Origin of the sequence: Streptomyces nogalater, assembly GCF_039532885.1 — a bacterium.
Lineage (GTDB): Bacteria > Actinomycetota > Actinomycetes > Streptomycetales > Streptomycetaceae > Streptomyces > Streptomyces nogalater.
On record NZ_BAAASM010000002.1, the window covers coordinates 441,522 to 468,147 of the forward strand.

The 26,626-nt window shown below is 73.2% G+C and carries 24 protein-coding genes; 8 read left to right on the top strand and 16 right to left on the bottom strand.

Annotation, left to right across the window (positions count from 1 at the left end):
* The first annotated feature begins 54 nt into the window (after positions 1 to 54).
* Entirely contained in the window at positions 55 to 1,305 is a 1,251-nt protein-coding gene (locus ABD350_RS03900) for a M14 family zinc carboxypeptidase (RefSeq protein WP_344346250.1), read from the top strand.
* An 88-nt stretch (positions 1,306 to 1,393) separates the two neighbouring features.
* Here the strand turns inward: ABD350_RS03900 and ABD350_RS03905 are convergent, their stop codons facing one another.
* Positions 1,394 to 1,807, bottom strand: a complete 414-nt coding sequence (locus ABD350_RS03905) for an SSI family serine proteinase inhibitor (RefSeq protein ID WP_344346251.1) — start codon at positions 1,805 to 1,807, stop codon at positions 1,394 to 1,396.
* Positions 1,808 to 2,117: 310 nt separating this feature from the next.
* Here ABD350_RS03905 and treZ point away from each other — a divergent pair, with 310 nt between their 5' ends.
* Positions 2,118 to 3,863 carry a malto-oligosyltrehalose trehalohydrolase gene (gene treZ, locus ABD350_RS03910; protein ID WP_344346252.1) on the top strand — a complete coding sequence of 582 codons (1,746 nt, stop codon included), beginning with the start codon at positions 2,118 to 2,120 and terminating at the stop codon, positions 3,861 to 3,863.
* 127 nt (positions 3,864 to 3,990) lie between these two features.
* Here the strand turns inward: treZ and ABD350_RS03915 are convergent, their stop codons facing one another.
* The 4 genes from ABD350_RS03915 to ABD350_RS03930 all read right to left on the bottom strand — a co-directional run bounded on the left by ABD350_RS03915 (position 3,991) and on the right by ABD350_RS03930 (position 7,833).
* Complete coding sequence (locus tag ABD350_RS03915; RefSeq protein ID WP_344346253.1) at positions 3,991 to 4,926, bottom strand: aminoglycoside phosphotransferase family protein; 936 nt, start codon at positions 4,924 to 4,926, stop codon at positions 3,991 to 3,993.
* 53 nt (positions 4,927 to 4,979) lie between these two features.
* Positions 4,980 to 6,107 carry an aminopeptidase P family protein gene (locus ABD350_RS03920; protein WP_344346255.1) on the bottom strand — a complete coding sequence of 376 codons (1,128 nt, stop codon included), beginning with the start codon at positions 6,105 to 6,107 and terminating at the stop codon, positions 4,980 to 4,982.
* A gap of 214 nt (positions 6,108 to 6,321) precedes the next feature.
* Positions 6,322 to 6,873 (bottom strand): PDZ domain-containing protein, encoded by a 552-nt coding sequence (locus ABD350_RS03925; RefSeq protein ID WP_344346256.1) that lies wholly within the window; start codon positions 6,871 to 6,873, stop codon positions 6,322 to 6,324.
* Positions 6,874 to 6,966: 93 nt separating this feature from the next.
* Positions 6,967 to 7,833: a LysR family transcriptional regulator gene (locus ABD350_RS03930; protein ID WP_344346258.1), complete on the bottom strand. Its 867-nt coding sequence runs from the start codon at positions 7,831 to 7,833 to the stop codon at positions 6,967 to 6,969.
* 87 nt (positions 7,834 to 7,920) lie between these two features.
* Here ABD350_RS03930 and ABD350_RS03935 point away from each other — a divergent pair, with 87 nt between their 5' ends.
* Complete coding sequence (locus ABD350_RS03935) at positions 7,921 to 8,643, top strand: CTP synthase C-terminal region-related (seleno)protein (RefSeq protein ID WP_344346259.1); 723 nt, start codon at positions 7,921 to 7,923, stop codon at positions 8,641 to 8,643.
* Between the two features lie 57 nt (positions 8,644 to 8,700).
* On the opposite strand, the gene phsA is transcribed toward ABD350_RS03935, so the two are convergent.
* Entirely contained in the window at positions 8,701 to 10,557 is a 1,857-nt protein-coding gene (phsA, locus tag ABD350_RS03940; protein WP_344346419.1) for an O-aminophenol oxidase PhsA, read from the bottom strand.
* Positions 10,558 to 10,679: 122 nt separating this feature from the next.
* The gene (gene cyc2, locus ABD350_RS03945) at positions 10,680 to 12,842 is read right to left on the bottom strand and encodes a germacradienol/geosmin synthase Cyc2 (protein ID WP_344346260.1); all 2,163 of its coding nucleotides are present in this window, start codon (positions 12,840 to 12,842) and stop codon (positions 10,680 to 10,682) included.
* Positions 12,843 to 12,995: 153 nt separating this feature from the next.
* Here cyc2 and ABD350_RS03950 point away from each other — a divergent pair, with 153 nt between their 5' ends.
* Entirely contained in the window at positions 12,996 to 13,805 is an 810-nt protein-coding gene (locus tag ABD350_RS03950) for an alpha/beta fold hydrolase (protein ID WP_344346261.1), read from the top strand.
* Positions 13,802 to 15,067 carry a cytochrome P450 gene (locus ABD350_RS03955; protein WP_344346262.1) on the top strand — a complete coding sequence of 422 codons (1,266 nt, stop codon included), beginning with the start codon at positions 13,802 to 13,804 and terminating at the stop codon, positions 15,065 to 15,067. Before ABD350_RS03950 ends, ABD350_RS03955 begins: the two co-directional genes overlap by 4 nt.
* 52 nt (positions 15,068 to 15,119) lie before the next feature.
* Here the strand turns inward: ABD350_RS03955 and ABD350_RS03960 are convergent, their stop codons facing one another.
* Complete coding sequence (locus ABD350_RS03960) at positions 15,120 to 15,767, bottom strand: ScbR family autoregulator-binding transcription factor (RefSeq protein ID WP_344346263.1); 648 nt, start codon at positions 15,765 to 15,767, stop codon at positions 15,120 to 15,122.
* A 509-nt stretch (positions 15,768 to 16,276) separates the two neighbouring features.
* Here ABD350_RS03960 and ABD350_RS03965 point away from each other — a divergent pair.
* Both ABD350_RS03965 and ABD350_RS03970 read left to right on the top strand, forming a co-directional pair.
* Positions 16,277 to 17,251 (top strand): sporulation protein, encoded by a 975-nt coding sequence (locus ABD350_RS03965; protein ID WP_344346264.1) that lies wholly within the window; start codon positions 16,277 to 16,279, stop codon positions 17,249 to 17,251.
* Between the two features lie 129 nt (positions 17,252 to 17,380).
* On the top strand, positions 17,381 to 17,836 hold the full coding sequence (locus ABD350_RS03970; protein ID WP_344346265.1) for a tellurite resistance TerB family protein: 456 nt from the start codon (positions 17,381 to 17,383) through the stop codon (positions 17,834 to 17,836).
* A gap of 81 nt (positions 17,837 to 17,917) precedes the next feature.
* On the opposite strand, the gene ABD350_RS03975 is transcribed toward ABD350_RS03970, so the two are convergent.
* From ABD350_RS03975 to ABD350_RS04010, 8 genes are all read right to left on the bottom strand, one after another.
* The gene (locus tag ABD350_RS03975; protein ID WP_344346266.1) at positions 17,918 to 18,871 is read right to left on the bottom strand and encodes an ABC transporter substrate-binding protein; all 954 of its coding nucleotides are present in this window, start codon (positions 18,869 to 18,871) and stop codon (positions 17,918 to 17,920) included.
* A gap of 98 nt (positions 18,872 to 18,969) precedes the next feature.
* Positions 18,970 to 19,644, bottom strand: a complete 675-nt coding sequence (locus tag ABD350_RS03980) for an ABC transporter permease (protein WP_344346267.1) — start codon at positions 19,642 to 19,644, stop codon at positions 18,970 to 18,972.
* On the bottom strand, positions 19,641 to 20,294 hold the full coding sequence (locus tag ABD350_RS03985) for an ABC transporter permease (protein WP_344346268.1): 654 nt from the start codon (positions 20,292 to 20,294) through the stop codon (positions 19,641 to 19,643). The genes ABD350_RS03980 and ABD350_RS03985 overlap by 4 nt, the downstream gene beginning before the upstream one ends.
* Positions 20,291 to 21,424 (bottom strand): ABC transporter ATP-binding protein, encoded by a 1,134-nt coding sequence (locus ABD350_RS03990; protein WP_344346269.1) that lies wholly within the window; start codon positions 21,422 to 21,424, stop codon positions 20,291 to 20,293. Before ABD350_RS03990 ends, ABD350_RS03985 begins: the two co-directional genes overlap by 4 nt.
* A 287-nt stretch (positions 21,425 to 21,711) precedes the next feature.
* Positions 21,712 to 22,119: a peptide-methionine (R)-S-oxide reductase MsrB gene (msrB, locus tag ABD350_RS03995; protein WP_344346270.1), complete on the bottom strand. Its 408-nt coding sequence runs from the start codon at positions 22,117 to 22,119 to the stop codon at positions 21,712 to 21,714.
* A gap of 16 nt (positions 22,120 to 22,135) precedes the next feature.
* Entirely contained in the window at positions 22,136 to 23,527 is a 1,392-nt protein-coding gene (gene murC, locus ABD350_RS04000) for a UDP-N-acetylmuramate--L-alanine ligase (RefSeq protein WP_344346271.1), read from the bottom strand.
* Between the two features lie 282 nt (positions 23,528 to 23,809).
* Complete coding sequence (locus ABD350_RS04005) at positions 23,810 to 24,283, bottom strand: indole-3-glycerol phosphate synthase (protein ID WP_344346272.1); 474 nt, start codon at positions 24,281 to 24,283, stop codon at positions 23,810 to 23,812.
* Positions 24,284 to 24,412: 129 nt separating this feature from the next.
* A complete protein-coding gene (locus tag ABD350_RS04010; RefSeq protein ID WP_344346273.1) occupies positions 24,413 to 25,246 on the bottom strand; it encodes a pyrimidine reductase family protein in 834 nt (277 codons plus the stop codon).
* A 36-nt stretch (positions 25,247 to 25,282) separates the two neighbouring features.
* Between ABD350_RS04010 and zapE the strand changes: the two genes are divergently transcribed.
* Positions 25,283 to 26,386, top strand: coding sequence for a cell division protein ZapE (zapE, locus tag ABD350_RS04015; RefSeq protein WP_344346274.1), 1,104 nt, complete (start codon positions 25,283 to 25,285; stop codon positions 26,384 to 26,386).
* Positions 26,387 to 26,626: the final 240 nt, after the last annotated feature.

Here is a 26,626-nt window from a genome sequence, read left to right on the forward strand (position 1 = left end):
GTTCCCCCGTCGCGTGCGGGACTGGGAGGGCGAAGCCGGGCGGACAAGTCGGGGGTGAGTCCTCTGCCGGAGCTGCGCTATCCCAGCGTTCCCGAACTGGTCGCCCGTGCCCGGGCGTTGGCGGCCCTGGAACCCGGGCTGTGCGCGCTGCGCCAGGTGGGCGTCTCGCGCGCGGGAAGACCCCTGCACCTGCTGTCGGTGGGACACGCCCGCCGCGCGGTGCTAGTCGTCGCCGGAGCCCACGCCAATGAGCCGACGGGCGGTTCCACCCTGCTGGTGCTCGCCGAACGGGTGCTGTCCGACCGGGAGTTGCGGCGCGGAACCTCCTGGCACTTCCTGCTGTGCGCGGACCCGGACGGCGCGAGTCTGCATGTGACCCCGGCGCCGCGCAGCCTGCTCGACTACCACCTCGGCTTCTACCGGCCGACGGGCGCGGAGCAGCCGGAGTGGTCGCCGTCGGTGCTGCCGCCGGACCGGCTGCCGCCCGAGACCCGGGCGCTGACCGGGGTGATAGACGAGGTGCGGCCGTACCTTCAAGTGACGTTGCACGGCACCGACCTGGGCGGCAGCTGGGTGCAGCTGACCAAGGACGTGCCGGGTCTCGCCGAGCCGTTCGCCAAGTCCGCGGCGGAGCTGCACATACCGGTGGAGACGGGGGCCTCGGACGCGGCGGGCTGGCCGGCCTCCGGTCCCGGGGTGCATGTGATGCCCGGCCCGGAGACGGGCGTGCCCTATCCGAGCATGCCGGACGACGCCCGGCACAGCACCTGGTACCACGCGCACCGCTACGGCGGGCTGACGGCCGTGGTGGAGGTGCCGATGTGGGCCAGCGACCTGGTGGACGACCCGGCCCCGCACCCGGAGCCCGCGGCGGCGCTGCGCGGCCTGGCCGCCCGGCTGCTGCGGGACGCGCGGCAGGTGGAGCGGGTCCTCGCCGAGGCGCTGCCCCGGCTGGAGGGCGTGGACGGACCGCTGCTGCGGGCCGCGCGGTGGGCGCTGGAGCTGATCCCGGGCCTGGCCGAGGACTGGGCGCACACCTCTCCGGCGGGCACCACGATGGCGTACGTCGGGAGTGTGGACGCCTTCGGGCGGCGGCTGCCGCTGCGGGCCGCGGCGATGCTGCTGCGGGTGCTGCGGGAGGCGGACGACCGGGCGGCGCCGCGCCTGGAGCGGCTCGTGGCCGCCTGGTGCGACGCCTTCGCGGAGCGGTTCCGGGCCCGCTGGGTGCCGCTGGAGCACCAGGTGGAGCACCAGTCGCGGACGGTGCTGGTGGCGGCGCAGCAGGCCCGGGAGCGGGTGGCGTGAGCCGGCGCGGGCGGCGCGCCGCCCGGCCGGGGCCCGCCGCCCGGCCGCTCGCCGCCAGCCATCAGCCGTCAGTCGTCACCCTCTGCCATCAGCCGTCGAAGGCGAAGACGTGACGGGTGCGCGCCTTCATGACGCACGCGCTGGTGTACGTCTCCCGGAAGTCGACCGTCCGCCCGTTCCACCGCCCGAGCGCCCGGGTGGTCACCGGGGCGTGGATCATCGGGCAGAAGACGTTCTCGGCCGGGATGCGTCCGATGTCGCCGTCGGCGGCGGCGAGTTCGGCGCAGGCCTCGCTCGCGCGCGCGTGCCAACGGGGCGGGTCGCAGCGCAGCAGCGCCCCGCGCTCCGCACCGGCCCGGGCGCTCCCCTTGGTGACCGTCAGGTAGAGCCAGGTGTCCGCGCGGGCTTCCCGGGTGGAGGCCCGAGCCGGCCCGGCGGTGAGAAGGGCCGCGACGGCCAGCAGGGCACCGGCCACCGCTGTCGCTCTGGTGAAGTGAGTCATGCCGGTTGCATCGGCACGGCGGCCCGTCTTCCCGAGGGCCGCTCACCCGATCGGGACGGCACGCGCGCGTACCCGCTCGCTCGTTCGAAAAGATCCGGCCGGCGGCTTGGGCAGCCGCTCGGTCTGCCGGGCGCGACGGAGCGTCGGGCGGTGGACTCGGGGTGTCCGGAGCACGCGGAACCGGTGCCGCTTCGCCGGTACTTACGCGACACCAGCCCGCCGGGGGCGAATTGGTGAGCGGATCGATCGTCCGGGACGGCACGATGGGGGCCGCGGAACATCACGGTGAGCAGACGAAGGGGAACCGTCCGTGCAGTTCGAGGTGTGGGCACCGCAGGCAGACCGAGTGACGCTCCATTGCGAGGGCGCCACGCGCGCGTTGGCGCGCGATCCCGCGCGCGAGGGGTGGTGGACGGGTGAGGCGGAGGGGGCGGACGGCACGCGGTACGGGTTCGCGCTGGACGACGGGCCGGTGCTGCCCGACCCGCGCTCGCGCCGCCAGCCGGACGGACCGGACGGGCTGAGCGCGGTCGTGGACCACGGCCGCCACGAGTGGCGCGCGCGGTGGGCGGGGCGCGGGCTGCCGGGCGCGGTGCTGTACGAGCTGCACGTGGGCACGTACACCCGCGAGGGCACCCTGGACGCTGCCGCGGCCCGGCTGGACCACCTGGTGGAACTGGGCGTCACGCACGTCGAGTTGATGCCGGTCTGCCCCTTCCCGGGGCGGCACGGCTGGGGTTACGAGGGTGTGTCGCTGTGGGCGGTGCACGAGCCGTACGGCGGGCCCGAGGCGCTGAAGCGGTTCGTGGACCGGGCGCACGAACTCGGGCTGGGTGTCGTCCTCGACGTCGTCCACAACCATCTGGGCCCGTCGGGCAACTACCTGCCGCGGTTCGGGCCGTACTTCACGGACACGCACACCACTCCGTGGGGCTCGGCGGTGAACCTGGACGCGCCCGGCTCGGACGAGGTGCGGGCGTTCCTCGTCGGCAGCACGCTGGCGTGGCTGCGGGACTACCGGATCGACGGGCTCCGGCTGGACGCGGTGCACGCGCTGTACGACACGCGCGCATGCCACTTCCTGGAGGAGCTGTCGGCGGCCGTGGACGGTCTGGCCGGGGAGGTGGGCAGGCCGCTGTTCCTGATCGCCGAGTCGGACCTGAACAACCCGCGGTTCATCACCCGGCGCGCGGAGAACGGGCTCGGGCTGCACGCGCAGTGGAACGACGACTTCCATCACGCCCTGCACACCGCGCTGACCGGCGAGGCCCAGGGCTACTACGCCGACTTCGCGCGGGAGCCGTTCGCCGCGCTCGCCAAGACGCTCACCGGCGGCTACTTCCACGACGGCACGTACTCGTCGTTCCGGGGCCGCCACCACGGCCGCCCGCTGGACCGCACGCGGGTCGCCGGGCACCGGCTGCTCGGCTACAGCCAGACCCACGACCAGGTCGGCAACCGTGCCCAGGGCGACCGGCTCGCCGCGCTGCTCTCCCCCGGCCTGCTGGCGTGCGCGGCGGCGCTGACGCTGACCGCGCCGTTCACGCCGATGCTGTTCATGGGCGAGGAGTGGGCGGCGGGCACGCCCTGGCAGTTCTTCACCGACCACACCGATCCCGAGCTGGCCGAGGCGGTACGGCGGGGCAGGCGGCGGGAGTTCGCGGCGCACGGCTGGGCCGAGGAAGACGTACCGGATCCGCAGGACCCGGCGACCCGGGAGCGGTCCTGCCTGGACTGGTCGGAGCCGGAACGCGAGCCGCACGCGCGCGTGCTGGCCTGGTACCGGCGGCTGATCGCGCTACGCCACGCCGAGCCCGACCTCACCGGCCCCGACCTCGCCGCCACCCGGGTGGCCTACGACGAGGAGGCCCGCTGGCTGGCCTTCCGGCGCGGGGACGTACGGGTGGCGGTGAACCTCGGCAAGGAGACGGCCGCGATTCCGCTGGGCACCGGCCGGGTGGAGGTCCTGGCGGCCTGGGAGCCGGTCCCGGAGCCGGGCCCGGACGGTCTGCTCCACGTCCCCGGCGAGTCCTGCGTGATCCTGACCCAGTCCTGAAACCGCCGGCCACTCCCCCCCGGGGGGGGCGGTCTCGCGGCCCCCTGATCTCCTCGGGGCTACGGCCCGTAAGGCCCGCGCCGTAGGGGCTCGCCGGGGCTGCGGCCCGTAAGGGCCCCGCCCGCCGTCAGGGTTCCGGCTCGTTCTCCGGGAAGTCGGTGACCCGCTCCAGCAGGATCGGCTCCCAGGCGCGCCGCAGCCGGGTCCGCAGCAGGGGCGGGGAGCCGGCCGCGCGGCCCTCCAGGTGGTCGGCGAACCGGATGACGGTGTCGCAGCGGGCCAGCCACAGGCCGCGCAGGCAGGGGCGGGCGCCGTAGCCGGCGAGGGTGGCGGCGCGGACGGCCGCCGGGGAGCCGACGGCGACGGCGAGCCCGGCGATGTCCTCGGCGGGGTCGCCGACGGCCACCCGCGTCCAGTCCAGCACGCCCCGCACCCGGCCGTCGGCGCTGACCACCACGCGCGCGCCGGTCAGCCCGTGGTGGGTGAGGACGGCGGCACCGGGCTGCGCGCTGAGCCGGGCCGCGTTCGCCGCAGAGAGCTGGAGCAGCCGGGCGGCGTCGAACTCGTCGGCGTCGGCGAGCCGTTCGGCCGCGTGCACGGCCATCCGGCGCAGCGCCTCCAGTGAGCGCGGTGCGGTGCGGGGCACGCCGAGCGCCTCGGCCTGGCGTACGGGCACCGCTCGCAGCCCGCCGAGCAGCCCGGCCAGGTCGGCCTCGCCGACGGCGGAGACGTCGTGCTCGTCGGCCGTGCCGCCGGGCAGCCGGGTGTCCAGGGTGTAGGCGAGACCGGGTGCCCAGTCGCCGTGCGCGACGCTGACCGGGACGGCGACCGGCACCTGCGGGCGGACCAGGTCGCGCAGCCGCAGCTCCCGGCGGCGGCGCGTGGACGCCTCCCGGTCGGGCGCGAGGCGCAGCACATGCCGGTCGCCGACCCACCAGGTGTACTCGCCCTCCTGCGTCACGGGCCGCACGTCGGGTCCCCCGGCGCCGTCGCGGCCCTCCTTGAGCAGCGAACGGACCAGTCGGCGGACGGTGTCCGCGGTGGGTGTCGGTGCCTGGGTCATGGGTGCGCGCGTCGCCGTTCCGGTGTCGTCGGGGTGGGGTCTCGCGGGCTGCCTCAGTCCACTGTGACCAGCTCGCGGGTGGTGTTGTTCAGGCGCCGGCCGCCGTCCTCGGTGACCGTGACGATGTCCTCGATGCGCACCCCGAAGCGGCCGGGCAGATAGATACCGGGCTCCACGGAGAAGCACATGCCGGGCACGAGCGGCTGCTCCTCGCCCTCGATCATGTACGGCGGTTCGTGCGTGGTGACGCCGATGCCGTGCCCGGTGCGGTGGATGAAGTACGCGCCGTACCCGGCGTCGGCGATCACCGCGCGGGCGGCGCGGTCGACGTCCTGGCAGGCCGCGCCGGGGCGTACGGCCTGGTAGCCGGCCTCCTGGGCGGCGCGTACGACGTCGTGCACCCGGCGCTCCTCCTCGGTGGGTTCGCCGACGTGGACCGTGCGGGTGGTGTCGGAGCCGTAGCCGTCCTTCAGGCCGCCGAAGTCGAGGACGACCATGTCGCCGGGCCGGATGACCCGGTCGCCGACCTCGTGGTGCGGGTTGGCGCCGTTGGGGCCGGAGCCGACGATGGTGAAGTCGACCTGTTCATGGCCGAAGCGGCGCAGCAGCCCCGCGAGGTCCCGGCCGACGTCGGACTCGCGGCGGCCGGCGAAGGGAAGCTTCCGGATCTCCTCGAACGCCTGGTCGGCGGCGGCCCCCGCGGCGGCCAGCAGGTCCAGCTCGGCCCGGTCCTTCACCGCGCGCAGCATGGGCAGGGCGTCGGTGAGGGCGGCGTAGGAGGTGCCGGGCAGGGTCCGCTGGAGGCCCAGCAGGTGCATCGCCCAGGCGTTGTCGCTGATGCCGAACCGGCCGCGGTCGTCGAGAAGGCCGGCGGTGACGGCGTAGGGGTCCGTGCCGTCGGTCCAGTCGCGCAGGGTCAGCGCGGGGGCGCCGGGTGCCTGCTCGGCGTCCGGGGCCTCCAGGGTGGGCACGACGAGGACGGGGTCGCGCCCGGGGGCGAGGACGAGCACGGTCAGCCGTTCGGTGATCGCGGTGGGGGTGTAGCCGGTGAGCCACACCAGGTCCGGGCCCGGGGCCACGAGCAGTCCGGCCAGGCCGGCGTCGGCGGCGGAGCGCACCGCGCGGTCCATGCGGGCCCGGTAGTCGGCGGCGGTGAAGGGCGCGGGCGTGGTACCGGTCATCCGGGCCTCCGGGCGCTGCTGGGAAAAGGGGGCGCTGACGTCTCGGGCAGCATCCTGCCCGCCCGGCCGTAGCCACGCGACCCGATCCCCGGAACGGGCGTGGGGCGGTGCGCGGCGAAGGGGCTGGGCATGGGCCCATGATGACGCGTGGGACGGATGGTGACCAGCGGTTTCGCGGAGGTGTGGCGGGGCACCGCGCCGGTTCCGCCGGGGTTCAGGTGACCAGCCCGGGGGTCACCGTCAGCTGCTGGTACGCCCCGCTGCCGTGGCGCACGGTGAGGAGCACCGCCTTGCCGGGGCGGGACCGGGTGACGGCGCGGGCGAGGTCGGCGGCGGTGTCGACGCGGGCCGCGCCGAACTGGAGCACGATGTCACCGCGGACCAGGCCGGCCGTGTAGCCGGGGCCGGGCACGTGGACGGCCACCACCACCGCGCCCGCCTTCTCCCCGTCGGCCACCTCCACGCCGAGGGTCGCGCCGGGCGGGGCGGGTGCGGCCGGGGCGGTGGCGTGGGCCGCGGGGACGGGCGGCGCGGTCTGCCGGGACGGTCCGGCCGGTCCGCCGACGCCGGTCGTCACGGCGGCGACGATGCCGAGGCCGATGCCGCAGAGCAGCACCACCGTGCCGGCGCCCAGGCCGAGCAGCAGGGCCCGCGGCCGCCGATCGCGCCGGGGCGCGGCATGCGGGCGGCGGACGGGTCCCTGGCCGCCCTCTTCCCGCCGGTTCTGTCCGGGCATCGGCTTGGGACGCAACGCTGTCTGTTCCATGGTTCGCTCGCCTCCGGCTGATGCCCTACCCGGGACGGCGGGCCGCGACGAGACACGAAAGAGTGAGACTGGCCGGAGGGTGGCGGAGGGTGGTCATGGCCCGCTCAGCAGCCCGCGCACCACCTCGCCCGCCGCTCCCGCCGAGGCGCCGCCGTGGAGGAGTTCCGTGCGGTGCGCGACCCGGGGGGCGGTGAGGGGGACGGCGACCGTGCCGGCGGCTCCCGTGGCCGCCGAGCGGGGCAGCAGGGCGAGGCCGTGCCCGGCGGCCACGAGCGCGGTGAGGGTGTGCAGGTCGGTGCCCTCGTAGCGCAGGGCGGGCCGGAAGGCGCCGCCCGCACTCGCGGCGCGCGCCTCGGCGAGCGGCAGGGCGGTGTCGGGGGCGTCCAGCCAGCGGGCGTCGCGCAGATCGCCGAGGCGCAGACCGGGCCGTCCGGCGAGCGGGTGTCCGGCGGGCAGCAGCACGCTGACCGGTTCCTCGGCGATCCCATGCGTGGTCAGCGGTGCCACGTCGGGCAGCCGGAGCGGATCGCTCGGCGCGGCCAGCCCGTCGACGAGGCCGAGGTCGGCGGTGCCGGTGGCGACGGCGGCGGGGATCTCCGCGCGGGTGAGGACGCGCAGGGTGACACCGGCCGGCGGAAGGGCCGTGAGGACGGCGGGCGTGACCGCGGTCGGGGTGGTGGCGAGGGTCAGGCCGTACCGGGGCGCGGCGGCGATGCGGACGACGTCGGCGCGGGCCGCGTCCAGGCGCAGCAGCAGGGGTTCCGCGTGCTCCAGCAGCCGTTCCCCGGCCGGCGTGGGCACGACCGGACGGCGCGTCAGCAGGGGCGCGCCCAGATCCTGTTCGAGGGCGGCTATGTGCTGGGAGACCGCGGACTGGGTGTAGCCCAGTTCGCGCGCGGCCTGCGAGAAGGAGGCGAGACGCGCCACGGTGATGTACGTGCGCAGCAGATGCGGATCCATGCGCACAGCATCGCATCAGTGTTTCTTATCGAGTGTGCGCAAACCATCGTTGGACGTGAACGCCCGGTGGTGCGGAGGATGGTGGCCATGACGCACACCGCCACGCTCGCCCTCGTCGGCGACCACTCCCCTCATGTCGCCTCGCACACCCGCGTACCGCTCCTGCTGGACGCCCTGGCCGCACGCGACCGGCTGGTCCTGGACGCGTACTGGATCTCCTCCGAGGACGCCGAGGACGAGGGCGCGGTGCGCGGGTTCGACGCCGTATGGGTGCTGCCGGGCAGCCCGTACCGCAGCGAGGCGGGTGTCCTCGCGGCGGTGCGGACCGCCCGGGAGGAGGGCATTCCGTTCCTGGGCACGTGCGGCGGCTTCCAGCACGCGCTGCTGGAGTACGCCCGGAACGTGTGCGGGCTGACCGGCGCCGCGCACGCCGAGAACGACCCGGACGCCGTGGACCCGCTCATCGGGCCGCTGGCCTGTTCGCTGGTGGGGCACTCGGCCGCGGTGACGATAGCGCCGGGCTCGCTGGCCGCGTCGGTGTTCGGCGCGACGCGCACGGTCGAGCGGTACTTCTGCGCCTACGGTCCCACGCGCCGCATCGACGCGCTCGCCGCCCACGGGCTGCGGTTCTCCGGGCACGACGAGGACGGCCGGGTCCGGATGGCCGAGCTGCCCGGCCATCCGTTCTTCCTGGCGTCGCTGTTCCAGCCGGAGCTGGCCGGCGACGGCACGGACCCGCACCCGATGATCCGGGCGCTGGCCCGCGCGGCGGTCGAGCACGCGGCCGTCCGGCCTGCCCGCACCGCCTGACCGCCGCCGCCCCGCGGCCGGTGTCATCCTCTCCCGGTCCGCGGGGCCGCCGTCTTCTCAGCCCGTGTGCCCGTGGCCGTCGTGCGCCCCGTCGTGGGAGAACTTCAGGGCCTCGGGCGGCATGACGACGAAGGGCCGCATCATGCCCATGTCCTCGTGCTCCAGCAGATGGCAGTGGTACATGAACCGGCCGTACGCGCCGTCGAAGCGGCCCATGATCCGCAGCATCTGGTTGCCCGGCACCCGGAAGACGTCCTTGTAGCCGCGCTCGTTGGGCGCGAGCGGTATCGCCGTCCCCGCGTCGTACCGGATCGGGGTGCGGGTGCCGCCGGCCGCCGGGTCGAAGCCGGTGACGTCGTAGGCGTCCCGGCCCAGCAGCTGGAAGTCGGCCAGGTGGATGTGCATCGGGTGCTCGATGGGAGCGAGGTTGAGGAAGCTCCACTGCTCGTGGCTGCCCTCGCCGATGGTGAAGCCGAGGGCGTCGTTGAACGTGCGCGCGGTGCGCCGGTAGGTCTTCGTGGTGCCGTCGGGCCCGGTGACCTGCACGATGCCGTCGGCCGGAAGCCTGAGGCCCGCCGGACGCTCGATCTCGGTCATCTCCCAGATCTCCGGGTGACCGCCGCCGCCCTTGGTGGCGGGCGGGGTGAGCAGGATCAGGCGGTGGCCGTGCGGTATGTCGTGGGTGAGGCGGCGGAAGGAGCCGGAGAGCACCTCGGGCAGTTCGAAGGTGTCCTCCTCGCAGCTGTCCCGGACCCGGAACTGGAGCACGTCCGGGTACGGCACGTCCCCCTCCGGGTCGGCCTCCCCGGCGGGCCGGTTGGGGCCCTTGTTCACCAGGCGCAGGGTCCGGCCGGCCAGGGCGCGGAAGTCGATCAGCAGGTCGAACCGCTCGGCCGGCGCGGCGGTCAGGTCGGGCAGCTCCGCGTCGAAGCCGACCGGCACCGGGCGCGGCAGCAGACCGCCGTCGCTGCCGATCTGGTGCACGATGCCCGGCACCGGCTCGCCGTCCTCGTCGATCAGGACCAGGTGGAAGATGCGCGCGTTGGAGGCGTTGACCAGCCGGAAGCGGTACCAGGCCGGGTCCACTTCGGCGTACGGCCAGATGCGGCCGTTGACGGTGGTGTACGGGCCGGTGAACGGGATGGTGACCGGCTTGCCGGTCTCCGGGTTGCGGTTCTGGACGATCAGCGTCTTGTGCAGCAGCCGCCCGTTGAGCCGGCCGTCCTCGTCGGTGTCGATGTTGCGGTCGGCGATGAGCAGCGGTATCTCCCGCTCGCCGGAGGGCAGGTGGAGGGCGTCCTCCTCGTCGTCGCGGACGAGGTAGGTGCCGTACAGGCCCGCCATCACGTTCCAGCGGGTGATGTTCATGGCGTGGTCGTGGTACCACCACTGGACCGCCTGGTGGTCGTTCGGGTACTCCGACAGCTGGGCGTCGCCGGGGCCTACGGCGTTGTCCGTCCAGCCGTCGTTGCCGCCGCCGGTCTGCGCACCGTGCAGGTGGGTCACCGTCCAGGCGGGCAGGGCGGCGACATTCTTGTCGGGCTCGACGCCCCCGCGGCCGGGCTCGGTGGTGGGCTGCGGTCCCTTTTCGCGCCGCTTCACCTCCACCGCCGTGACCGGGTACTCGCTCTCCTTCGGGATGCGGTTGGTCCAGGCGATGCGGACGCGCCGGCCGCGCCGCACTTCGATGGTGGGGCCCGGCACCTGTCCGTCGTAGCCCCACATCAGGGTCGGCGGCAGCTGCGGGTGGAGCCGCACCCAGGTGGGGCGCAGCGCTATCTCGGTTTCGCGCAGGACGTCGTCCGTGACGGGCCGCAGGACCGGCGGTACGGTCAGCGGCGCCAGATACGGCGTCAGTTCCCTGGTGGTCGGTGCGGGCTCGCGCCCGGTGTCCGCGGTGAGCCTCTCGATCATCTCGGTCAAGGCCGCACACCCCCCGTGTTGGCGACTTGTTGTTCCCCTTGCTCCTGAAGACTCCCGAGGGGTCACCGAAGTTCCCTGAATGCCCCACTCCGTACGAGGAGATTCGGCGATCGTCAGCCGAGCGACAGGGCGGGCACGGCGGGCGGCCGGTCGGGCAGGAAGCCGTGGGCGCGTCGGCCCAGCCACTCGGCCTTGTACCGGTCGACGGAGCGGTGCCAGTTCAGGATCCCCGCCAGCCAGTTCCGCAGGTCCAGCACATAGGCGCCCATGGCGGCCCTGGCCTCCTCGGACAGCGCGAAGTCGTCGTACAGGACCGGGAGTTCGTGCGCGACCACGTGCTCGAACTGCCGCATGCGCTGGTTGATCAGGTCCTGGACGACGTTCAGCGCGGCCGGGTAGTCCACACCGAAGAAGTTCTGGACCACCAGGACGGCGTTGTGAATCTCGCCCTCGTACTCGATCTCCTTCTGGTAGGAGAAGACGTCGTTGAGGAGGCAGGCGTAGTCGATGGCGGCGTTCTCCAGGGAGCGCACCGGGCCGCTGGCGTACACCTCGGCCGGGATGGCGGGGCCCTGTCCCATCCGGCACAGGCTCAGGGTGAGGTCCGAGCCGAAGGTGGCGCGCCGCATCTCCAGGTAGTCGACCGGGTCCGGGATGCGGTTCTGGAGCTGGTTGGACAGTTCCCACACCCAGCTCTCGGTCATCGTGTCCACGGCCGACTTCAGGGTGCGCCGCTGGTCGGTGGTCATGGTGGCCGTGGTGCGCGTCCACAGGTCGATCAGCGCGCGTTCCATGGCGTTGCCGGGGACGACGGCCGGTTCGCCCTCGACCGGCATGCACTGCGAGAGCCGGGCCGTGGTCAGGCGGGCGGCGGCCAGGTCCCTGCGGTGGCCGTACACCAGGGGGTAGTAGTCGTCGCCGTAGGTTCCCCAGGCGAGCCAGTGCGCGCTGAGGTCGAGGGCCTCGGGGGTGGCGTCCGGGTCCAGGCCGGCGGAGCACAGCGCGAGGTCGTAGGCGGCCAGCTTGTCCTCGTCCCAGACACCCTCCTGGAGGATGCCCATGCGATGGCACCAGTCGACGAGGTGGCCGCGGGCCTGGTCCAGGTGGGGGCTGAGCTGGAGTTCGAAGGGCATGTACAGGTCGGGGATGCGGGACGGGCCGACCTTCTGGAAGGGCACGTGGGAGGAGGAGCGCAGCCGGTCCTGGGCGGCCGAGGCGAGCAGGGCGCCGATGTCGGCGGCCGAGGTGCCGAGGCCGCTCGGCACCTGCCACGGTGAGCCGGTCCGCGCGCCCTTGTTCATGTAGCGGCTGGAGCGCAGGTGCCATTCGTGGCCGCCGGACTGCCAGTCCTGGAGTCCCTTGGTGTAGGCGGCGACGGCGGCGACCTCGGCGGGGGTCAGGCCCTTCTCCAGGGCGACGGCGGGCACCTCGGTGAGCGCGGTGTGCTCGAACTGGTGCAGCCGGGAGGTGAGGACGTCGTTGACGATGTCGGCGGCCTCCTGGGTGGTGCACTGGAAGAACGTCTCGAGGACCAGCACGCCGTTGCTGTTCTCGCCCTCCTCCTCGACCTCGCGCTGGTAGGAGAACAGGTCGTTGCGCAGGTGGACGGCGTCGGAGAACGTCTCCATGAGGACACGCAGCGGCCGGGTGCCGGCGACGGCGGCGGGCACCTCGGCGGTCGCGTACTCCACGAGCCCGGCCGACCAGGGGGCGCCGCCCACCTTGCGGCGCATCTCGATGTACTCGACCGGGTTGGCGATCCGCCCCTCGTTGATGTTGGACAGCTCCCACATCGACTCGTTGAGCAGGTGTTCGGTGGCAACGGAGAAGCGGCGCCGCCAGTCGACGGACATCGCCGGCACCGTGCGCGCCCACAGGTCCTTCAGGCCCGCCTCCACCGGGTTCTCCGGCTCGGGCACGGGCGCGGCGGGGTCGAGCGGCATGAACAGCGGCAGGCGGTCCAGGTGTGCCTTGCCGGCGGCGCGGTCCTGGGTGCGCTTGAACATGTCGAGGAAGTGGTCGTCGAAGAAGAACACCCACACGTACCAGTCGGTGATCAGCGAGAGGGCGGGTCCGTCGCAGTCGGGGTGGGTGTAGGCGCACAGGAGTCCGTAGTCGTGCGCTTCCAGGTCGGCCTGGTCCCAGATCCCGGAGCCCTCCAGCATGCCCATCTCGCGTGCCCACCGGGTGGAGTGGGCGCGGGCCTCGTCCAGGTGCGGGTTGAGCCGCGCGGGATACGGCATGTAGAAGTGCGGGAGTTCGAACGGCTGCGTCATGGCCGGGGCCCTACCCGTGCCTCGAAACCCCCATCCGCCCCAAGGCACATGATCACACCATCGCGTGAACCGTGCGCGAAACCGGGAACTCGGGCGGGGGGTTGTGGCGTTGGTCGTCTTGCCGTGCCCGCGCGCGGGGGCCACGGTAGGCGCATGACCTCCTTCGCGCTGCCCCATGAGGTGCACGGCGACGGCGCCCACAAGGTGTTCGCCGTGCACGGCTGGTTCGCCGACCGGTCCGCGTACACACCCGTGCTGCCGGACCTCGACCGCGCCTCCTTCTCCTACGCGCTGGTCGACCTGCGCGGTTACGGCGAGGCCCGGGACGCCCCGGGCGCGTACACCACCGCCGAGGCCGCCGTGGACCTGGTGGGGCTGGCGGACCGGCTCGGCTGGCGGCGGTTCTCGGTGCTCGGGCACTCGATGGGCGGCGCGGTGGCCCAACGGCTGCTCGCGGTGGCCCCGGACCGGCTGCGCCGGATCGTGGGCGTCTCGCCCGTGCCCGCCTCGGGCCTGCCCCTGGCCGGGGACCAGGCGGTGCTGTTCGCCGAGGCGGCGCACCGCGCGGAGAGCCGGCGCGCGATCATCGACTTCACCACCGGGGGCCGCCGGCCGGCCGCCTGGCTGGACCGGATGGTCGCCCGCTCGCTGGAGCGCAGCGACGCCAAGGCGTTCCGGGCCTGGCTGGACTCGTGGTCGGGCGACGACTTCAGCGCCGAGGTCGCCGGCAGCGAGGTGCCCGCGCTGGCCGTGGCCGGGGCGCTCGACCCGGCGCTGTCACCGGAGGTCATGCGGCAGACCTGGCTGTCCTGGTACCCGCGCGCGCGGCTGGCGGTGCTGTCCGGCGCCGGCCACTACGCCATGGACGAGACCCCGCTGGAACTGGTCCGCGTGGCCGAGGACTTCCTGCGGGCGGACGGGACCGGGGAGACGGAGGACGCGGGCCGGGGCGGGCGGAAGTGAGCGGGCGCGAGGCCCCGCCGGTGCCGGACGTGTTCGATCCGCGCCGGTACGCCGCCGGGGTGCCCTACGACGACTACCGCGTGCTGCGCGACCACCATCCGGTGGCCTGGCAGGAGGAGCCGGAGGTGCTGGGCTGGCCGGCCGGGCCCGGGTTCTGGGCGGTGACGAGGCACGCGGACGTGGTGCGCGTGCTGAAGGACGCGGGCACGTACTCCTCGTACGCGGGCGCGACCCAGATCCGCGACCCCGATCCGGAGGATCTGCCGTTCATCCGGCGGATGATGCTCAACCAGGATCCGCCGGCGCACGGGCGGCTGCGCAGGCTGGTGAGCCGCGCCTTCACGCCGGGGCGCGTGGAGCGGTTCGCGGCCGTCGCCCGGGAGCGGGCGCGGGCGCTGCTCGCGGGCGCCCTCGCGCGGGCGCGGGAGGGGGACGGCACGGTCGACCTGGTGGCCGCCGTCACCGACGAGTACGCCCTGCTGAACCTGACGGATCTGCTGGGCGTCCCGGAGAGCGACCGCGGACTCCTGCTGGACTGGACCCGGCGGGTCATCGGCTACCAGGATCCGGACGAGGCCGCCCCGCCGGTGCTGGACCGGGCGGGCAGGCCGGTCGACCCCCGGTCGCCGGCGATGCTGCGGGACATGTTCGACTACGCCGGACAGCTCGCGGCGCACAAGCGCCGGCATCCCGCCGACGACATCATGACGACGCTGGCGCACGACGCCGAACTCGCCGGTGCGGAACTGGAGATGTTCTTCTTCCTGCTCACCGTGGCGGGCAACGACACGGTGCGCGCCGCGGCTCCGGGCGGGCTGCTGGCGCTGGCGGAGCATCCCGGGGTGTACGAGAGGCTGCGCGCCGGACCGGCCGGGGTGACGTCCGCCGTCGACGAGCTGCTGCGCTGGCATCCGCCGGTGCTGACCTTCCGCCGCACGGCCGTGCGGGACACCGAGCTGGCGGGCCGCCGGATCCGGGCGGGCGACAAGGTCGTGGTGTTCCACGCCTCGGCCAACCGGGACGAGCGCGTGTTCACCGACCCGGACCGGCTCGATCCGGCGCGCTCCCCGAACCCGCATGTCTCGTTCGGGGACGGCCCCCATGTCTGTCTGGGCGCCCACTTCGCCCGGCTGCAGCTGCGGCTGCTGCACGAGGAGCTGCCGCGCGTCCTGCCGGGCCCGCCGGTGCTCGCGGGACCGGCCGGGCGGCTGGTGTCGAACTTCATCAACGGCGTCAAGTCACTGCCGTTGCGACTCGTCTGACGGACCACTGGTGCGCAGGGGGTGCCGGGCATGTCCGTCGTCACCGTGGGCGTCAGGCGGCGCGGACCTCCCGTTCCAGCTGGGTGGCGAGGGTGACGTACCGGGGGCGCCGGTGCACCGGGACGAGGCCGCGGATCACCAGGTGCCACATCTCGGCGACCCTGCGCGGCAGCCGTCCGACGGGTTCGAGCGAACGCCCCGCGACCCGCGTGCCGATGAAGAAGCACACCAGGGAGTGCGCGACCACCCCGACGTCCACGTCCCCGTGCAGGTCGGCCTCCCTGACGGCCCCGCCGAATTTGCGGGTGGCGAACTCCAGCCACTCCGTGAACGGGTGCCGCAGCGGCGGCCGTACGGCGATGTCCGCGGTCGCGAGGCGGAGCCCGGCACGCGGCACGGGGTCCTCCACGGCGAGCCGGGCGATCCCGAACGTGGTGCGCATCAGCGCCTCCAGCGACGAGCAGCCGCGGCTCTCGACGTCGGCCACGAGCTGCCGGGCCGCCTTGGCCTGGAGTTCCAGGATCGCTTGGGCGAGGTCCTCCTTGGCCGCGAAGTGGAAGTACAGGGCACCCTTGGTGACCTTCGCATGTGCGACGATATCGCTCAGGCTGGTGGATTCGTAGCCGTGCCGGTCGAACAGGTCGGCGGCGGCCGTAATGATGGTTGCGCGGGTCTGTTCAGCGCGTAATTGCCTCGCCATCCCGGGACCCCTCCTCGCACCTCAAAAGAACAGGACATGCGGTTTGTTTTCAACCCCCTGCATACGATAACTCACCGCACGGGAATGGGAGTCCAGAGGTCCGCGCGCGCGATACGACATGTGCCGGCGGCCCGACAGCGCCGGGCGGCTCCGGGCGGCGGGCTCGGTACCCGTGATCGTCGCGGCACGAGGCGGACGCCCGGTCTCGGACGGACCCGGAGCGGACGCGAAACAGCAGGACCGGTCGGTGCTTTCGCGCCCCCTTGGGACGACGGAAGGGGTGCGGCGCCTGAGGTGACGGCACGGCACCGAGAAGGCCGAGCCGGACGCCGCCCCACGCGGCCGTCGAGCCACCGCGCCGTCGTCCCGCCCTCTCGTCACGCCGTCACGCCGACGGTCCTTCGAACGGGTGACCTGGGAACTTCTCTGCCGTCGCCGGGAGTTCACCGGGCAGCCGGGCGGACCGAGGAGCGCCGTCCGGACGAGGCGATGCGCAAGGGAGTTACGGCATGGTGTTCAAGAGGCTGCTGGGTGCGATCGGGGTCGGCGGCCCCTCGGTGGACACGGTGCTGGACGGCGGCGCCGCGCTGCCCGGCGGCGCCTTGACCGGCCGGGTGCTGCTGCGGGGCGGCGGATCGGCCGTGGACATCGAGCACATCGGCCTGGAGCTGATCGCCCACGTGGAGGCGGAGCACGCGGAGGGCGAGAGCGAGGGAGCGGTCGTCTTCGAGCGGTTCACCGTCGGCGGCGGCTTCCGGCTCGGCGAGGAGGAGGAGCGCGCGCTGCCGTTCAGCGTGCCGCTGCCCTGGGAGACCCCGGTGACCGAGCTGCACGGGCAGCCGCTCGGCATCGCGCTGGGCGTGCGCACGGAGGTCGCGGTGGCCGGCGCCCGGGACAAGGGCGACCTGGACCCGCTGGCCGTCCGTCCGCTGCCCGTGCAGGAGGCGGTGCTGGAGGCCTTCGGCCGCCTGGGCTTCGGCTTCCGGTCGGCCGACCTGGAGTACGGCCGCATCGGTGGGACGGGCCAGCAGTTGCCGTTTTACCAGGAGATCGAGCTGACCCCGGCCCCGCAGTACGCGCACGCGATGAACGAGCTGGAACTGACCTTCCTCGCCGCTCCCGCCGGCGTGGAGGTCGTCCTGGAGGCGGACAAGCGCGGTGGGATGTTCTCCGCGGGGCACGACGCCCTGACCCGGTTCACGGTGCGCCACGAGGACGCGCCGGCCCTGGACTGGCAGGCCGAGGTGGACGGCTGGATCCGCCGGATGACCGAGCACCACGACGCCTACGGCAGCCACGCGGCGTACGGCCACGACGGCGCGCCCGGGATGGGCCACCACTCCGGCCCGGGCCTGGGTACGGCCGTGGCGGCGGGCGCGGCGGGCCTCGCCGTGGGCGTGGTCGGCGGCATGGTGGCCGCGGAGGCCGTGGACGAGATCGGGGACTTCCTCGAAGGGGAGGAGGACGACGCGGACGAGGCCTGACCTCGGCCGGCGGTGCCGCCCGTACGGCGTTGCGGAACACGACTCCCGGCCGATCCGCTAGTTTCTACAGTGCTGTAGAAATTCCGTGGGTGCCGCGAAGGCATCCCACGGCCGTTACGAGGAGTGGACATGGCCCTGTGGGACCGCATCAAGGAGTCGGCGTCGCAGATGCAGACCCAGTTGGTGGCGAAGAAGAACGACCTCAAGAGCGGCGCGTTCCGCGATGCGAGCATGGCGATGTGCGCGCTGGTGGCCGCCGCCGACGGGACGGTGGATCCCGCGGAGCGGCAGCGGGTGGCCCAGCTCATCGCCACGAACGAGGTGTTGCAGAACTTCCCGGCGGACGACCTGAGGCGCCGTTTCGAGGACAACCTGGACAAGCTGACGACCGACTTCGCCTTCGGCAAGGTGAGCGTGCTCCAGGAGATCGCCAAGGCGAAGAAGAAGCCCGCGGAGGCGCGGGCCGTCGTGCAGATCGGCATCGTCATCGGCGGCGCGGACGGCGACTTCGACAAGAGCGAACAGGCCGTGGTGCGTGAGGCGTGCTACGCGCTGGACCTGCCGCCGCACGAGTTCGACCTCTGAGCAGGGGCCGGCAACCCGCCGCGGGTGTTCCCGGGCCCGGGAACACCCGCGGCGGGCCGCGCACCCGCCCGCCGATGACCGTCAGACGAGTCCGGCGGACTTCAGCCAGGCCCGGGCGACGTCCAGCGGGTCCTTCTTCTCCGCCTGCACCTGGGTGTCCAGCTCCAGCAGGGTCTTGGTGTCGAGCTTCGCGGAAACCGCGTTGAGCGCGTCGACGCCCTTCTGCGGCAGCGCGCCCTTGCGGACGAGCGGCTGGACGTTCTGGAAGCCGAAGAGGTTCTTCGGGTCCTTCAGGACGACGAACCTCTCCTTGGTGATATTCGGGTCCGTGGTGAAGATGTCCGCGACCTGGACGGCGTTCTTCTTCAGCGCCGCCAGCGTCAGCGGGCCTCCGGAGTCCAGCGCCTTGAAGGACTTGAACTCCAGGCCGTAGACGGACTTCAGGCCCTCCAGACCCTGCTGCCGGGTCTGGAACTCCGGCGAGCCGCCGATGACCAGGTCCCCCGCGATGTCCTTCAGATCGGCGATGGAGGACTTGTCCGTGAGGTGGTACTTCGCCGCGGTGGCCGCGTTGACCGTGACGGAGTCCTTGGACTGCGCCGGCGCCGGGTCGAGCAGGGTGAGCCGGGAGTCCAGCTTGGCGTTGATGGCCTCCCCGGTCTCCTCAAGGGTCTTCGGGGTGGCCTTCTTGTCCAGGTGGGCCAGCAGGGCGCCGTTGAACTCGGGCATCACCGTGAGGGAGCCGTTCTTGATCAGCCCGTAGGTGGTCTCGCGGCTGCCGATGTTCGGCTTGTACGTGACCTTGATCCCCTTGGCCTTGAGGGCCTCGCCGTAGATGTCGGCGAGCAGGGTGCTCTCGGGAAAGTTGTTGGAACCGACGACCACGCTGTCGCCGTCCGTCTTGCCGCCGGTGAGGGGGTTGTCGGCCGGGTCGTCGCTGGAGGAACAGCCCGCCAGCAGAGCCGTCGCCGCCAGGGCGACCACCGCCGCGCCTCTGCTCCCCCGGATGGACCTGCTGCTATGGGTCTTTGACATCACCCGTCGATCCAAGCCAGCCGCCTCTCGGTCAGTCAAGTGCCCTCGGCAGGCAATCGGCGTCGGTCCGCGTCCGATGCGCGCCGGAGCGGCGGCCGTCAACCGCCGCCGCTGCGGCGCACTCCCGGTGACACGGCGATGCGGGACACCGCCCAGAACACGGCCAGGGTGACGAGGGCGAGTCCGGCGACCAGGGCGGCACCGCCGACGACCTTCTCGTAATCCTTCTGGTAGAGGCCGTCGATGATGTACCGGCCGAGTCCGCCCAGGCTGACGTAGGCGGCGATGGTGGCGGTGGAGACGATCTGGACGGCCGCCGTGCGCAGGCCGCTGAGGATCAGCGGGAGCGCGACCGGCACCTCCACCTGGAACAGCACCCGCGCCTCGGGCATCCCCATGCCCCGGGCGGCGTCCACCGGGGAGGGGTCGACGGAGCGGACCGCCTCGTAGGTGGTGACCAGGATCGGCGGGACGGCGAGCACGACCAGCGGGATCATCACCGGCAGCAGTCCGAGACCGATCCAGATGAACATCAGCACCAGCAGGCCGAAGCTGGGCAGGGCCCGCCCGGCGGTGGCGAGGAACGCCAGGGCGTTGCCGCCCCGGCCGGTGTGACCGGTGAGCAGACCGACGGGCAGACCGATCGCGGCGGCGATCGCCAGGGCTTCCAGGCAGTACCCGACGTGCTCGGCGAACCGGGCGGGAATGCCGTCGTAGCCGTACCAGTGGGCGCTGTCGCTGAAGAAGGCGCGCGCGAAGTCCAGGACGTTCACCGGCCGGCCCCCTTCCGCGGCATCCAGGGCGTGAGCAGGAAGCGGAGGAGGACCAGCGCGGCGTCGGCGAGCATGCCCAGCACCCCGATGGTCAGGACCGCGTTCACGGCCAGGGCGGGGCGGCCGTAGGTCTGGGCGGAGTAGAGCATGTTGCCGAGGGCGCCCTGGTTGCCGATGAGCATGCCGACGCTGACCAGGGAGATGCTGGAGACGGTCGCCACCCGCAGGCCGGCGATGATGGCGGGCACGGCGAGGGGCAACTGGACCTGGAAGTACCGGCGTACGGCACCGAAGCCCATGGCCTGGGCGGCGGCCAGGGTCTCCGGCGGCACCGAGCGGACGCCGTCCACGATCGCCGGGACCAGCACCACCAGGCTGTAGAGCGCGAGCGGGATCATCACCGTGGTCTCGCTCTGGCCGAAGTAGTCGATGAGGACGACGAAGAAGGCGAGCGACGGGATGGCGTACAGGATCGTGGCGATGCCGAGGACGGGCGGGTAGATCCAGCGGAAGCGCACGCACAGCTGCGCCACCGGCAGCGAGACGAGCAGCCCGGCCAGCACCGGCAGCAGGGCCTCGCGCAGATGCAGCCCGACGAGACCGAGCCAGCTCTGCCCGAGGTCGCTCGGGAGGTCGAAGAAGCCGCTCATCGCCCGGCCGCCTCCTCGGCCCGCTCCGCCACCCGGCCGTGGGCGGCCCGGATCGCCTCGCCGATGACCTGCTGGGACACGACACCGACGGCGCGTCCCTCGCCGTCCACCGCGACCGCCCATCCGGTCGGCGAGAGCACGGCCCCGTCCAGCGCGGCCCGCAGCGAGTCGGTACCGGGCAGGAACGGCCGCCCGTAGTCGAGGAGCCGGTCCCGGTCGACGGCGCCGGCGGTGAGCCGTCCGGGCTCGCTCCAGCCGAGCGGCCTGCCGTCGGGGTCGGTGACGAGGAGGTAGGGGGCGGCGGTGGCCCGGGCAGCGAGCGTGCCGGCGTCGGCGTCGGCCGGTACCAGGGGCGCGGTCTGCAACTCCAGCCCGCTGGACGGGAAGAAGGACAGCCGGCGGATGCCGCGGTCGGCGCCGAGGAAGTCCTCCACGAAGGAGTCGGCGGGCGCGCTGAGCAGTTCGGCGGGCGGCGCGAACTGGGCGAGCCGGCCGCCGGTGCGCAGTACGGCGACCCTGGTGCCGAGCTTGATCGCCTCGTCGATGTCGTGCGTGACGAAGACGATCGTCTTGCCCAGCTCCTCCTGGATGCGCAGGAGTTCGTCCTGGAGTCCCTTGCGGACGACCGGGTCGACGGCGGAGAACGGCTCGTCCATCAGCAACACCGGCGGGTCGGCGGCGAGCGCGCGGGCCACGCCGACGCGCTGCTGCTGGCCGCCGGAGAGCTGGTACGGGTAGCGCCCCGCGAGCGTCGCGTCGAGCCCGACCCGTTCCATCAGCTCGGCGGCCCGGGCCCGGGCCTGCCGCCTGCTCCGGCCGAGCAGCCGGGGCACGGTGGCGATGTTGTCGAGGATGGTGCGGTGCGGGAAGAGACCGGCGTTCTGGATGACGTAACCCATCGAACGGCGCAGGGTGTTGACCGGCTGCCGCCGGATGTCCTGGCCGTCGAGGAGGATGCTGCCCTCGGTGGGCTCCACCATCCGGTTGATCATCCGCAGGGTCGTCGTCTTGCCGCAGCCGGAGGGCCCGACGAGGACGGTGATCGCGCGATCCGGTATGTCCAGCGACAGCCGGTCGACCGCGACCGTGCCGTCCGGGTATCGCTTGGTGACTGCATCTATCCGTATCAAAACGCCGCGTACCCTTCGGTCCGACCGCTCTGGGCTGATGCGGGGAGAGTCTAGACCGCGAGTGTTGCGACACCTTGGCAAGGAAAAGGGCGGGTCGCGACCGGGGGCGGGCGGCGGCCGGTGGTACGGGAAGGCTCGTGCGGCCCGGCGCCGTACGCGGTGGCGGTGCCGGCGGGCCGGCCCGGGCACCGGTCCGTCCGCTCGGCGGGGCGCCGGTGTCCCCGAGCCGGTGACCGGCCGGGCAGGGTGCCGTCGCCCCCTGCCCGGCCGGACCGGGCCGCGCCGCCTCAGCCCTCCGCGGGCGCCAGCCGCAGCGAGATCGAGTTGATGCAGTACCGCTGGTCGGTGGGGGTCGGATAGCCCTCACCCGCGAAGACGTGCCCCAGGTGCGAGCCGCAGCGGGCGCACCGGACCTCGGTGCGGACCATGCCATGGGAGCGGTCCTCGACCAGTTCGACGGCGTCGGAGTCCTTCGGGTCGTAGAAGGACGGCCAGCCGCAGTGCGACTCGAACTTGGTGTCGGAGGTGAACAGTTCCGCGCCGCAGGCCCGGCAGGAGTACACCCCCTTGGTCTTGGTGTCGGTGTACTCACCGGTGAAGGCCGGCTCGGTGGCGGCCTGGCGCAGCACGGCGTACTCGGCCTGGGTCAGCTCCGCCCGCCACTGCTCGTCCGGCTTCTCGACGTCGTACGCCATCAGCTCTCAGCCCCTCTTACTGCGCGAGACGGTCCAGGATCAGCGGGCCCAGGTCGGTCACATCGCCCGCGCCCATGGTGAGAACGAGATCACCGGGCTTCGCCATTCCCGCGATCACCGCCGGGATGTCCGCCTTGTCGTGGACGGCGGTCACGTCGGCGCCGGCCGCGCGCGCCGACTCGATGATCAGCTCGCTGGTCACGCCCGGGATCGGGTCCTCGCGGGCCGGGTAGATGTCCAGCACCACCGAGGCGTCGGCGAGGGCCAGCGCCTGCCCCATCTCCTTGCCCAGCTCCTGGGTGCGGGAGAACAGGTGCGGCTGGAAGACGACGAGGATACGGGCGTCGCCGGCGGCACCGCGCATGGCCTCCAGGTCGGCCGTCATCTCGGTCGGGTGGTGGGCGTAGGAGTCGATCACCTGGACGCCGGCCGCCTCGCCCTTGAGCTGGAGGCGCCGCTTGACGCCGGTGTAGGCCGCGAGCGCGGGCGCCAGCTCGGCGGCCGGGATGCCGAGGGCGGCGCCGGCGGTGAGCGCGGCGACCGCGTTGAGCGCGTAGTGGCGGCCCGGCACGGACACGGCGAAGGTCAGCTCCTGCCCGTCCAGCACCACCGTGACCCGGCTCTTCAGCCCCTGCGGGACGATCGACAGCACCCGCACGTCGGCGTCCTCGGCCTCGCCGTAGGTCACCACCCGCACCGCGCCGTCGCGCACCCGCCGGGTCAGCTCCCGGGCGCCCTCGTGGTCGGCGGAGACGACCAGGGTGCCGCCCTCGGTGATCCGGTCCACGAAGGTCTCGAAGGACTCGTGGATCTCGTCGATGGAGGCGTAGTTGGCGTGGTGGTCCAGCTCGACGTTGAGGACGATGGCGACCTCGGGCGCGTACTTGTGGAAGCTGCGGTCCGATTCGTCCGCCTCCGCGACGAAGATGTCGCCCTCGCCGTGCAGCGCGTTGGAGCCGGGCGCGTCCAGGTCGCCGCCGATGGCGTACGACGGCTTCAGGCCCAGCTCGGTCAGGGAGACCGCCAGCATCGAGGTGGTGGTGGTCTTGCCGTGGGTGCCGGCCACGGCGATCGGCCGCAGCCCCGTCATCAGCGCGGCGAGCGCGTCGGAGCGGTGCACCACCGGGATCCCCAGCCCGGCGGCGCGGACCAGCTCCGGGTTGTCCTCGCGGATCGCCGACGACACCACGACACAGCTCGCGTCGTCGGCGAGGTGCCCGGCCGCGTGTCCGATGTGCACGGTGACGCCCAGCGCCCGGAGCGCCTCGGCGGTCGCGGACTCCTTGGCGTCGCTGCCGGCCACCTCGGCCCCGCGCTGGGCCAGGATCTTCGCGATTCCCGACATCCCGGCGCCGCCGATGCCGATGAAGTGCGGTCGGTCCATGGCGGTAGGAAGGCCGGGTGCCATGCGTTTCTCCCCAGAGACGGTACGAGCTAGAGCAGGCCTAGCCTATGCGCTGGAGCACCCCTCGCCCCGCAAGGGGCACGGGGCCACCGGCTCGGGGACACCGGGCCGTGTCGTAGGCGGGGTCGCCGGATCGGGGGCGCGGGGCCGTCTCGTACGCGGAGCCGCCGGCTCGAAGGGCGCGGGGCCGTCTCGTACGCGGAGCCGCCGGCTCGAAAGGCGCGGGCCGCGGCGTGGGCGCGGTCGGCCACGGCGTGCGCGCCCCACCCCCGACGGGACCCGCGCCTACGCCTTGCTGTGCGAGAACAGCTTGAGCACCGGCACCCCCACCTTGTGCCGTGCCCGCGAAGCCCAGTCGCGGTGGAAGAACTCCTCCACGTAGTGCGGGTCGGTCAGCACGATCACCTCGTCCGCGCCCACCTCGGCGACCAGCGCCTTCAGCGCGTCGAGCGGGTGGTCCTCGACCAGCCGCCCCGCCGCCTCGCTCCCCGCGGAGCGCAGCGCCTGGAGCGACACGTCGAGGGCCTGCTGCCCCACGCTCCGCGCCTCGTGGCCCTCCGGGGTCTCGCCCTCCCGCACCGCCTCGTCGAGTTCGCCGAGCGCGATGTCGTCGATGGCCCGCAGCAGCCGGTCCGCCTGCTCGCCGCGCGGCTGGAGCAGGACGTGGAAGGAGACGGGCTCGTCTCCGTGCAAGGTGGTGACGAACTCCACGTCGGCGGACGTCAGGGCCTTCTCGATCATCAGAACGCTTGTGAACACCAGGCGCCTCTTCTCCTTAGAGGGCCCGGCAGGGCCCCTGCGGAAACCATCCTTCCCCGTGATCGCACGGGTACTGCCGCATTCAGTCTGCCCGGCGGAAGCTAACCGGAACGACTGATTCCGTTGATTTCAAGGCCGACGGTAGCGCCCGAACAGGAATCCGTCCTCCTCCAGCAGGGACACGAGGTCGAACCGGTGCGGAACGGCGACCGCGGGCCCCCCGGCGATGCGCTGCGCGTCGCCCGCCGTCAGCGTCGGCGAGACCGTCAGGCACAGCTCGTCCAGCACCTCTGCGGCGATCAGCTGGCCGAGCAGCCGGGGGCCGCCCTCGGTGAGCAGCCGGGTGTGCCCGAGACCGGCGAGGACCTCGACCGCTCGGGCGGGCTCCACGCCCGCGCCCTCCCCGGCGACCAGCACCCGGGCGCCGGCCTTCTCGGCGGCGGCGACCCGGTCGGGGGCGGCGGCGGCTCCGGTGAGGACCAGCGTCGGGACCGGGGGCGAGGTGAACAGGGGCAGCGTGAAGTCCAGGTCCAGGCTCGCGCTGACGATCGCGATCGCGGGCACCGGGGCCTGTCCGGCGGCCGCGCGCGCCCCGGCGAACTCGGCGCGCACCCGGGCGGGGCGGTAGCCCTCCTGCCGTACCGTTTCCGCACCGACGAGCACGACGTCCGCGAGCGCCCGCAGCGTGCCGAAGATCCGCATGTCGGCGGCGCTGGAGAGGGGCTTGGAGTGGCCGTCGTGGTGGGCGGCGCCGTCGAGGGAGGAGACCATGTTGGCCCGCAGCCACGGCCGCGGGGCGCCCGGCGCGGGGTCCGGGTAGGCGTAGGCGGCGGCCAGCTCGGCGAGGTCCCACTCCCGGTCCACGGCCGCGGCGGGTACGACCGGTCCCCCGGCGGCCGGTGCTCCCCCCTCGGCGCGGGCCTGGGCTGCTGTTTCTTCGGTCACAGGGAAGAGGCGTCGCATTCGTGCAGTGTGACACGGCGCTTAGCATGGATAACCGTGTCCTCCTCCAGCACCGCCCCCGGTTCCGGCCCCCTGACCGACGCGGGCCCCCTCTCCCTGTGCGCCCGCGAGCCGCACGTGCCCGCGGACCGGCTGGTCGCCGAGATGGTGCCACCGCCGCGCTTCGACTCGGTCCGCTTCGCCACGTACATCCCGGACCCCAAGCAGCCCAGCCAGACGGAGGCCGTCCAGGTCCTGGAGGGCTTCGCCGCCGGTCTGGGCGGGCCGCGGGCGTCCGGCACCGGCCGGCGCGGCCTGTTCGGGTTCGGCAGGGCGAAGGCGCCCAAGACCCCGGCCGGCCCGCGCGGGGTGTACCTGGACGGCGGCTACGGCGTCGGCAAGACCCATCTGCTGGCCTCCCTGTGGCACGCCGCCCCGGCGGAGCCGTCCCGCAAGGCGTTCGGCACCTTCGTGGAGCTGACCAACCTGGTCGGCGCGCTCGGCTTCCAGCAGACGGTGCGCACGCTGTCCGGGCACAGCCTGCTGTGCATCGACGAGTTCGAGCTGGACGACCCCGGCGACACAGTCCTGGTGTCGACGCTGCTCGGCAAGCTGGTCGAGGCGGGCGTGGCGCTCGCCGCCACCTCCAACACGCTGCCCGGCAAGCTGGGCGAGGGGCGCTTCGCCGCCGCCGACTTCCTGCGCGAGATCCAGGGGCTGTCGGCCCACTTCCGCACCCTGCGCATCGACGGCGAGGACTACCGCCACCGCGGCCTGCCCGAGGCACCGGCGCCCTTCTCCGACGAGGAGGTCATGAAGACGGCGTTCGCCACCGAGGGCGCCTCGCTGGACGACTTCCCGAGCCTGCTGGAGCACCTGGCCAAGGTGCACCCGAGCCGGTACGGCGCGCTGACCGACGGGGTGCGGGCGGTGTGCCTGACCGGTGTGCGGCCCGTGCCGGACCAGTCGACGGCGCTGCGGCTGGTGGTCCTCGCCGACAGGCTCTACGACCGCGAGGTGCCGGTGCTGGCCTCGGGGCTGCCGTTCGACCGGCTGTTCAGCGAGGAGATGCTGAACGGCGGTTACCGCAAGAAGTACTTCCGCGCCATATCCCGGCTCACCGCGCTGGCCCGGGACGCGAAGGGTCTGATCGGCGCGTAGCCGACGTCATCCAATACCGAATCAACTACTGCGGGTCAAGGGCCAGTTCAGGCCACTTGACCCGCATTTTTTACGCTCTCTCAGCCCGTTAACCTCCAGTTAACCCAGCAAAGGTCTTTACACGGCTAAGGTGTTTCTTGACCATCCATTGACCAAGCCTTGGTCTAGACTAGAAACATGAACATGGCGGAGGGGGGGCTCATGTTCCGCAGCACAGCCGTACGCGGGCTGCTCGCCGCC

Coding starts and splice junctions, on each gene's coding strand:
- ABD350_RS03905 (WP_344346251.1), bottom strand. CDS start 1,807: ATGACTCACTTCACCAGAGCGACAGCGGTGGCCGGTGCCCTGCTGGCC.
- ABD350_RS03915 (WP_344346253.1), bottom strand. CDS start 4,926: ATGACCCAGGCACCGACACCCACCGCGGACACCGTCCGCCGACTGGTC.
- ABD350_RS03920 (WP_344346255.1), bottom strand. CDS start 6,107: ATGACCGGTACCACGCCCGCGCCCTTCACCGCCGCCGACTACCGGGCC.
- ABD350_RS03925 (WP_344346256.1), bottom strand. CDS start 6,873: ATGGAACAGACAGCGTTGCGTCCCAAGCCGATGCCCGGACAGAACCGG.
- ABD350_RS03930 (WP_344346258.1), bottom strand. CDS start 7,833: ATGGATCCGCATCTGCTGCGCACGTACATCACCGTGGCGCGTCTCGCC.
- ABD350_RS03935 (WP_344346259.1), top strand. CDS start 7,921: ATGACGCACACCGCCACGCTCGCCCTCGTCGGCGACCACTCCCCTCAT.
- phsA (WP_344346419.1), bottom strand. CDS start 10,557: ATGATCGAGAGGCTCACCGCGGACACCGGGCGCGAGCCCGCACCGACC.
- cyc2 (WP_344346260.1), bottom strand. CDS start 12,842: ATGACGCAGCCGTTCGAACTCCCGCACTTCTACATGCCGTATCCCGCG.
- ABD350_RS03950 (WP_344346261.1), top strand. CDS start 12,996: ATGACCTCCTTCGCGCTGCCCCATGAGGTGCACGGCGACGGCGCCCAC.
- ABD350_RS03960 (WP_344346263.1), bottom strand. CDS start 15,767: ATGGCGAGGCAATTACGCGCTGAACAGACCCGCGCAACCATCATTACG.
- ABD350_RS03965 (WP_344346264.1), top strand. CDS start 16,277: ATGGTGTTCAAGAGGCTGCTGGGTGCGATCGGGGTCGGCGGCCCCTCG.
- ABD350_RS03970 (WP_344346265.1), top strand. CDS start 17,381: ATGGCCCTGTGGGACCGCATCAAGGAGTCGGCGTCGCAGATGCAGACC.
- ABD350_RS03975 (WP_344346266.1), bottom strand. CDS start 18,871: ATGTCAAAGACCCATAGCAGCAGGTCCATCCGGGGGAGCAGAGGCGCG.
- ABD350_RS03985 (WP_344346268.1), bottom strand. CDS start 20,294: ATGAGCGGCTTCTTCGACCTCCCGAGCGACCTCGGGCAGAGCTGGCTC.
- msrB (WP_344346270.1), bottom strand. CDS start 22,119: ATGGCGTACGACGTCGAGAAGCCGGACGAGCAGTGGCGGGCGGAGCTG.
- murC (WP_344346271.1), bottom strand. CDS start 23,527: ATGGCACCCGGCCTTCCTACCGCCATGGACCGACCGCACTTCATCGGC.
- ABD350_RS04010 (WP_344346273.1), bottom strand. CDS start 25,246: ATGCGACGCCTCTTCCCTGTGACCGAAGAAACAGCAGCCCAGGCCCGC.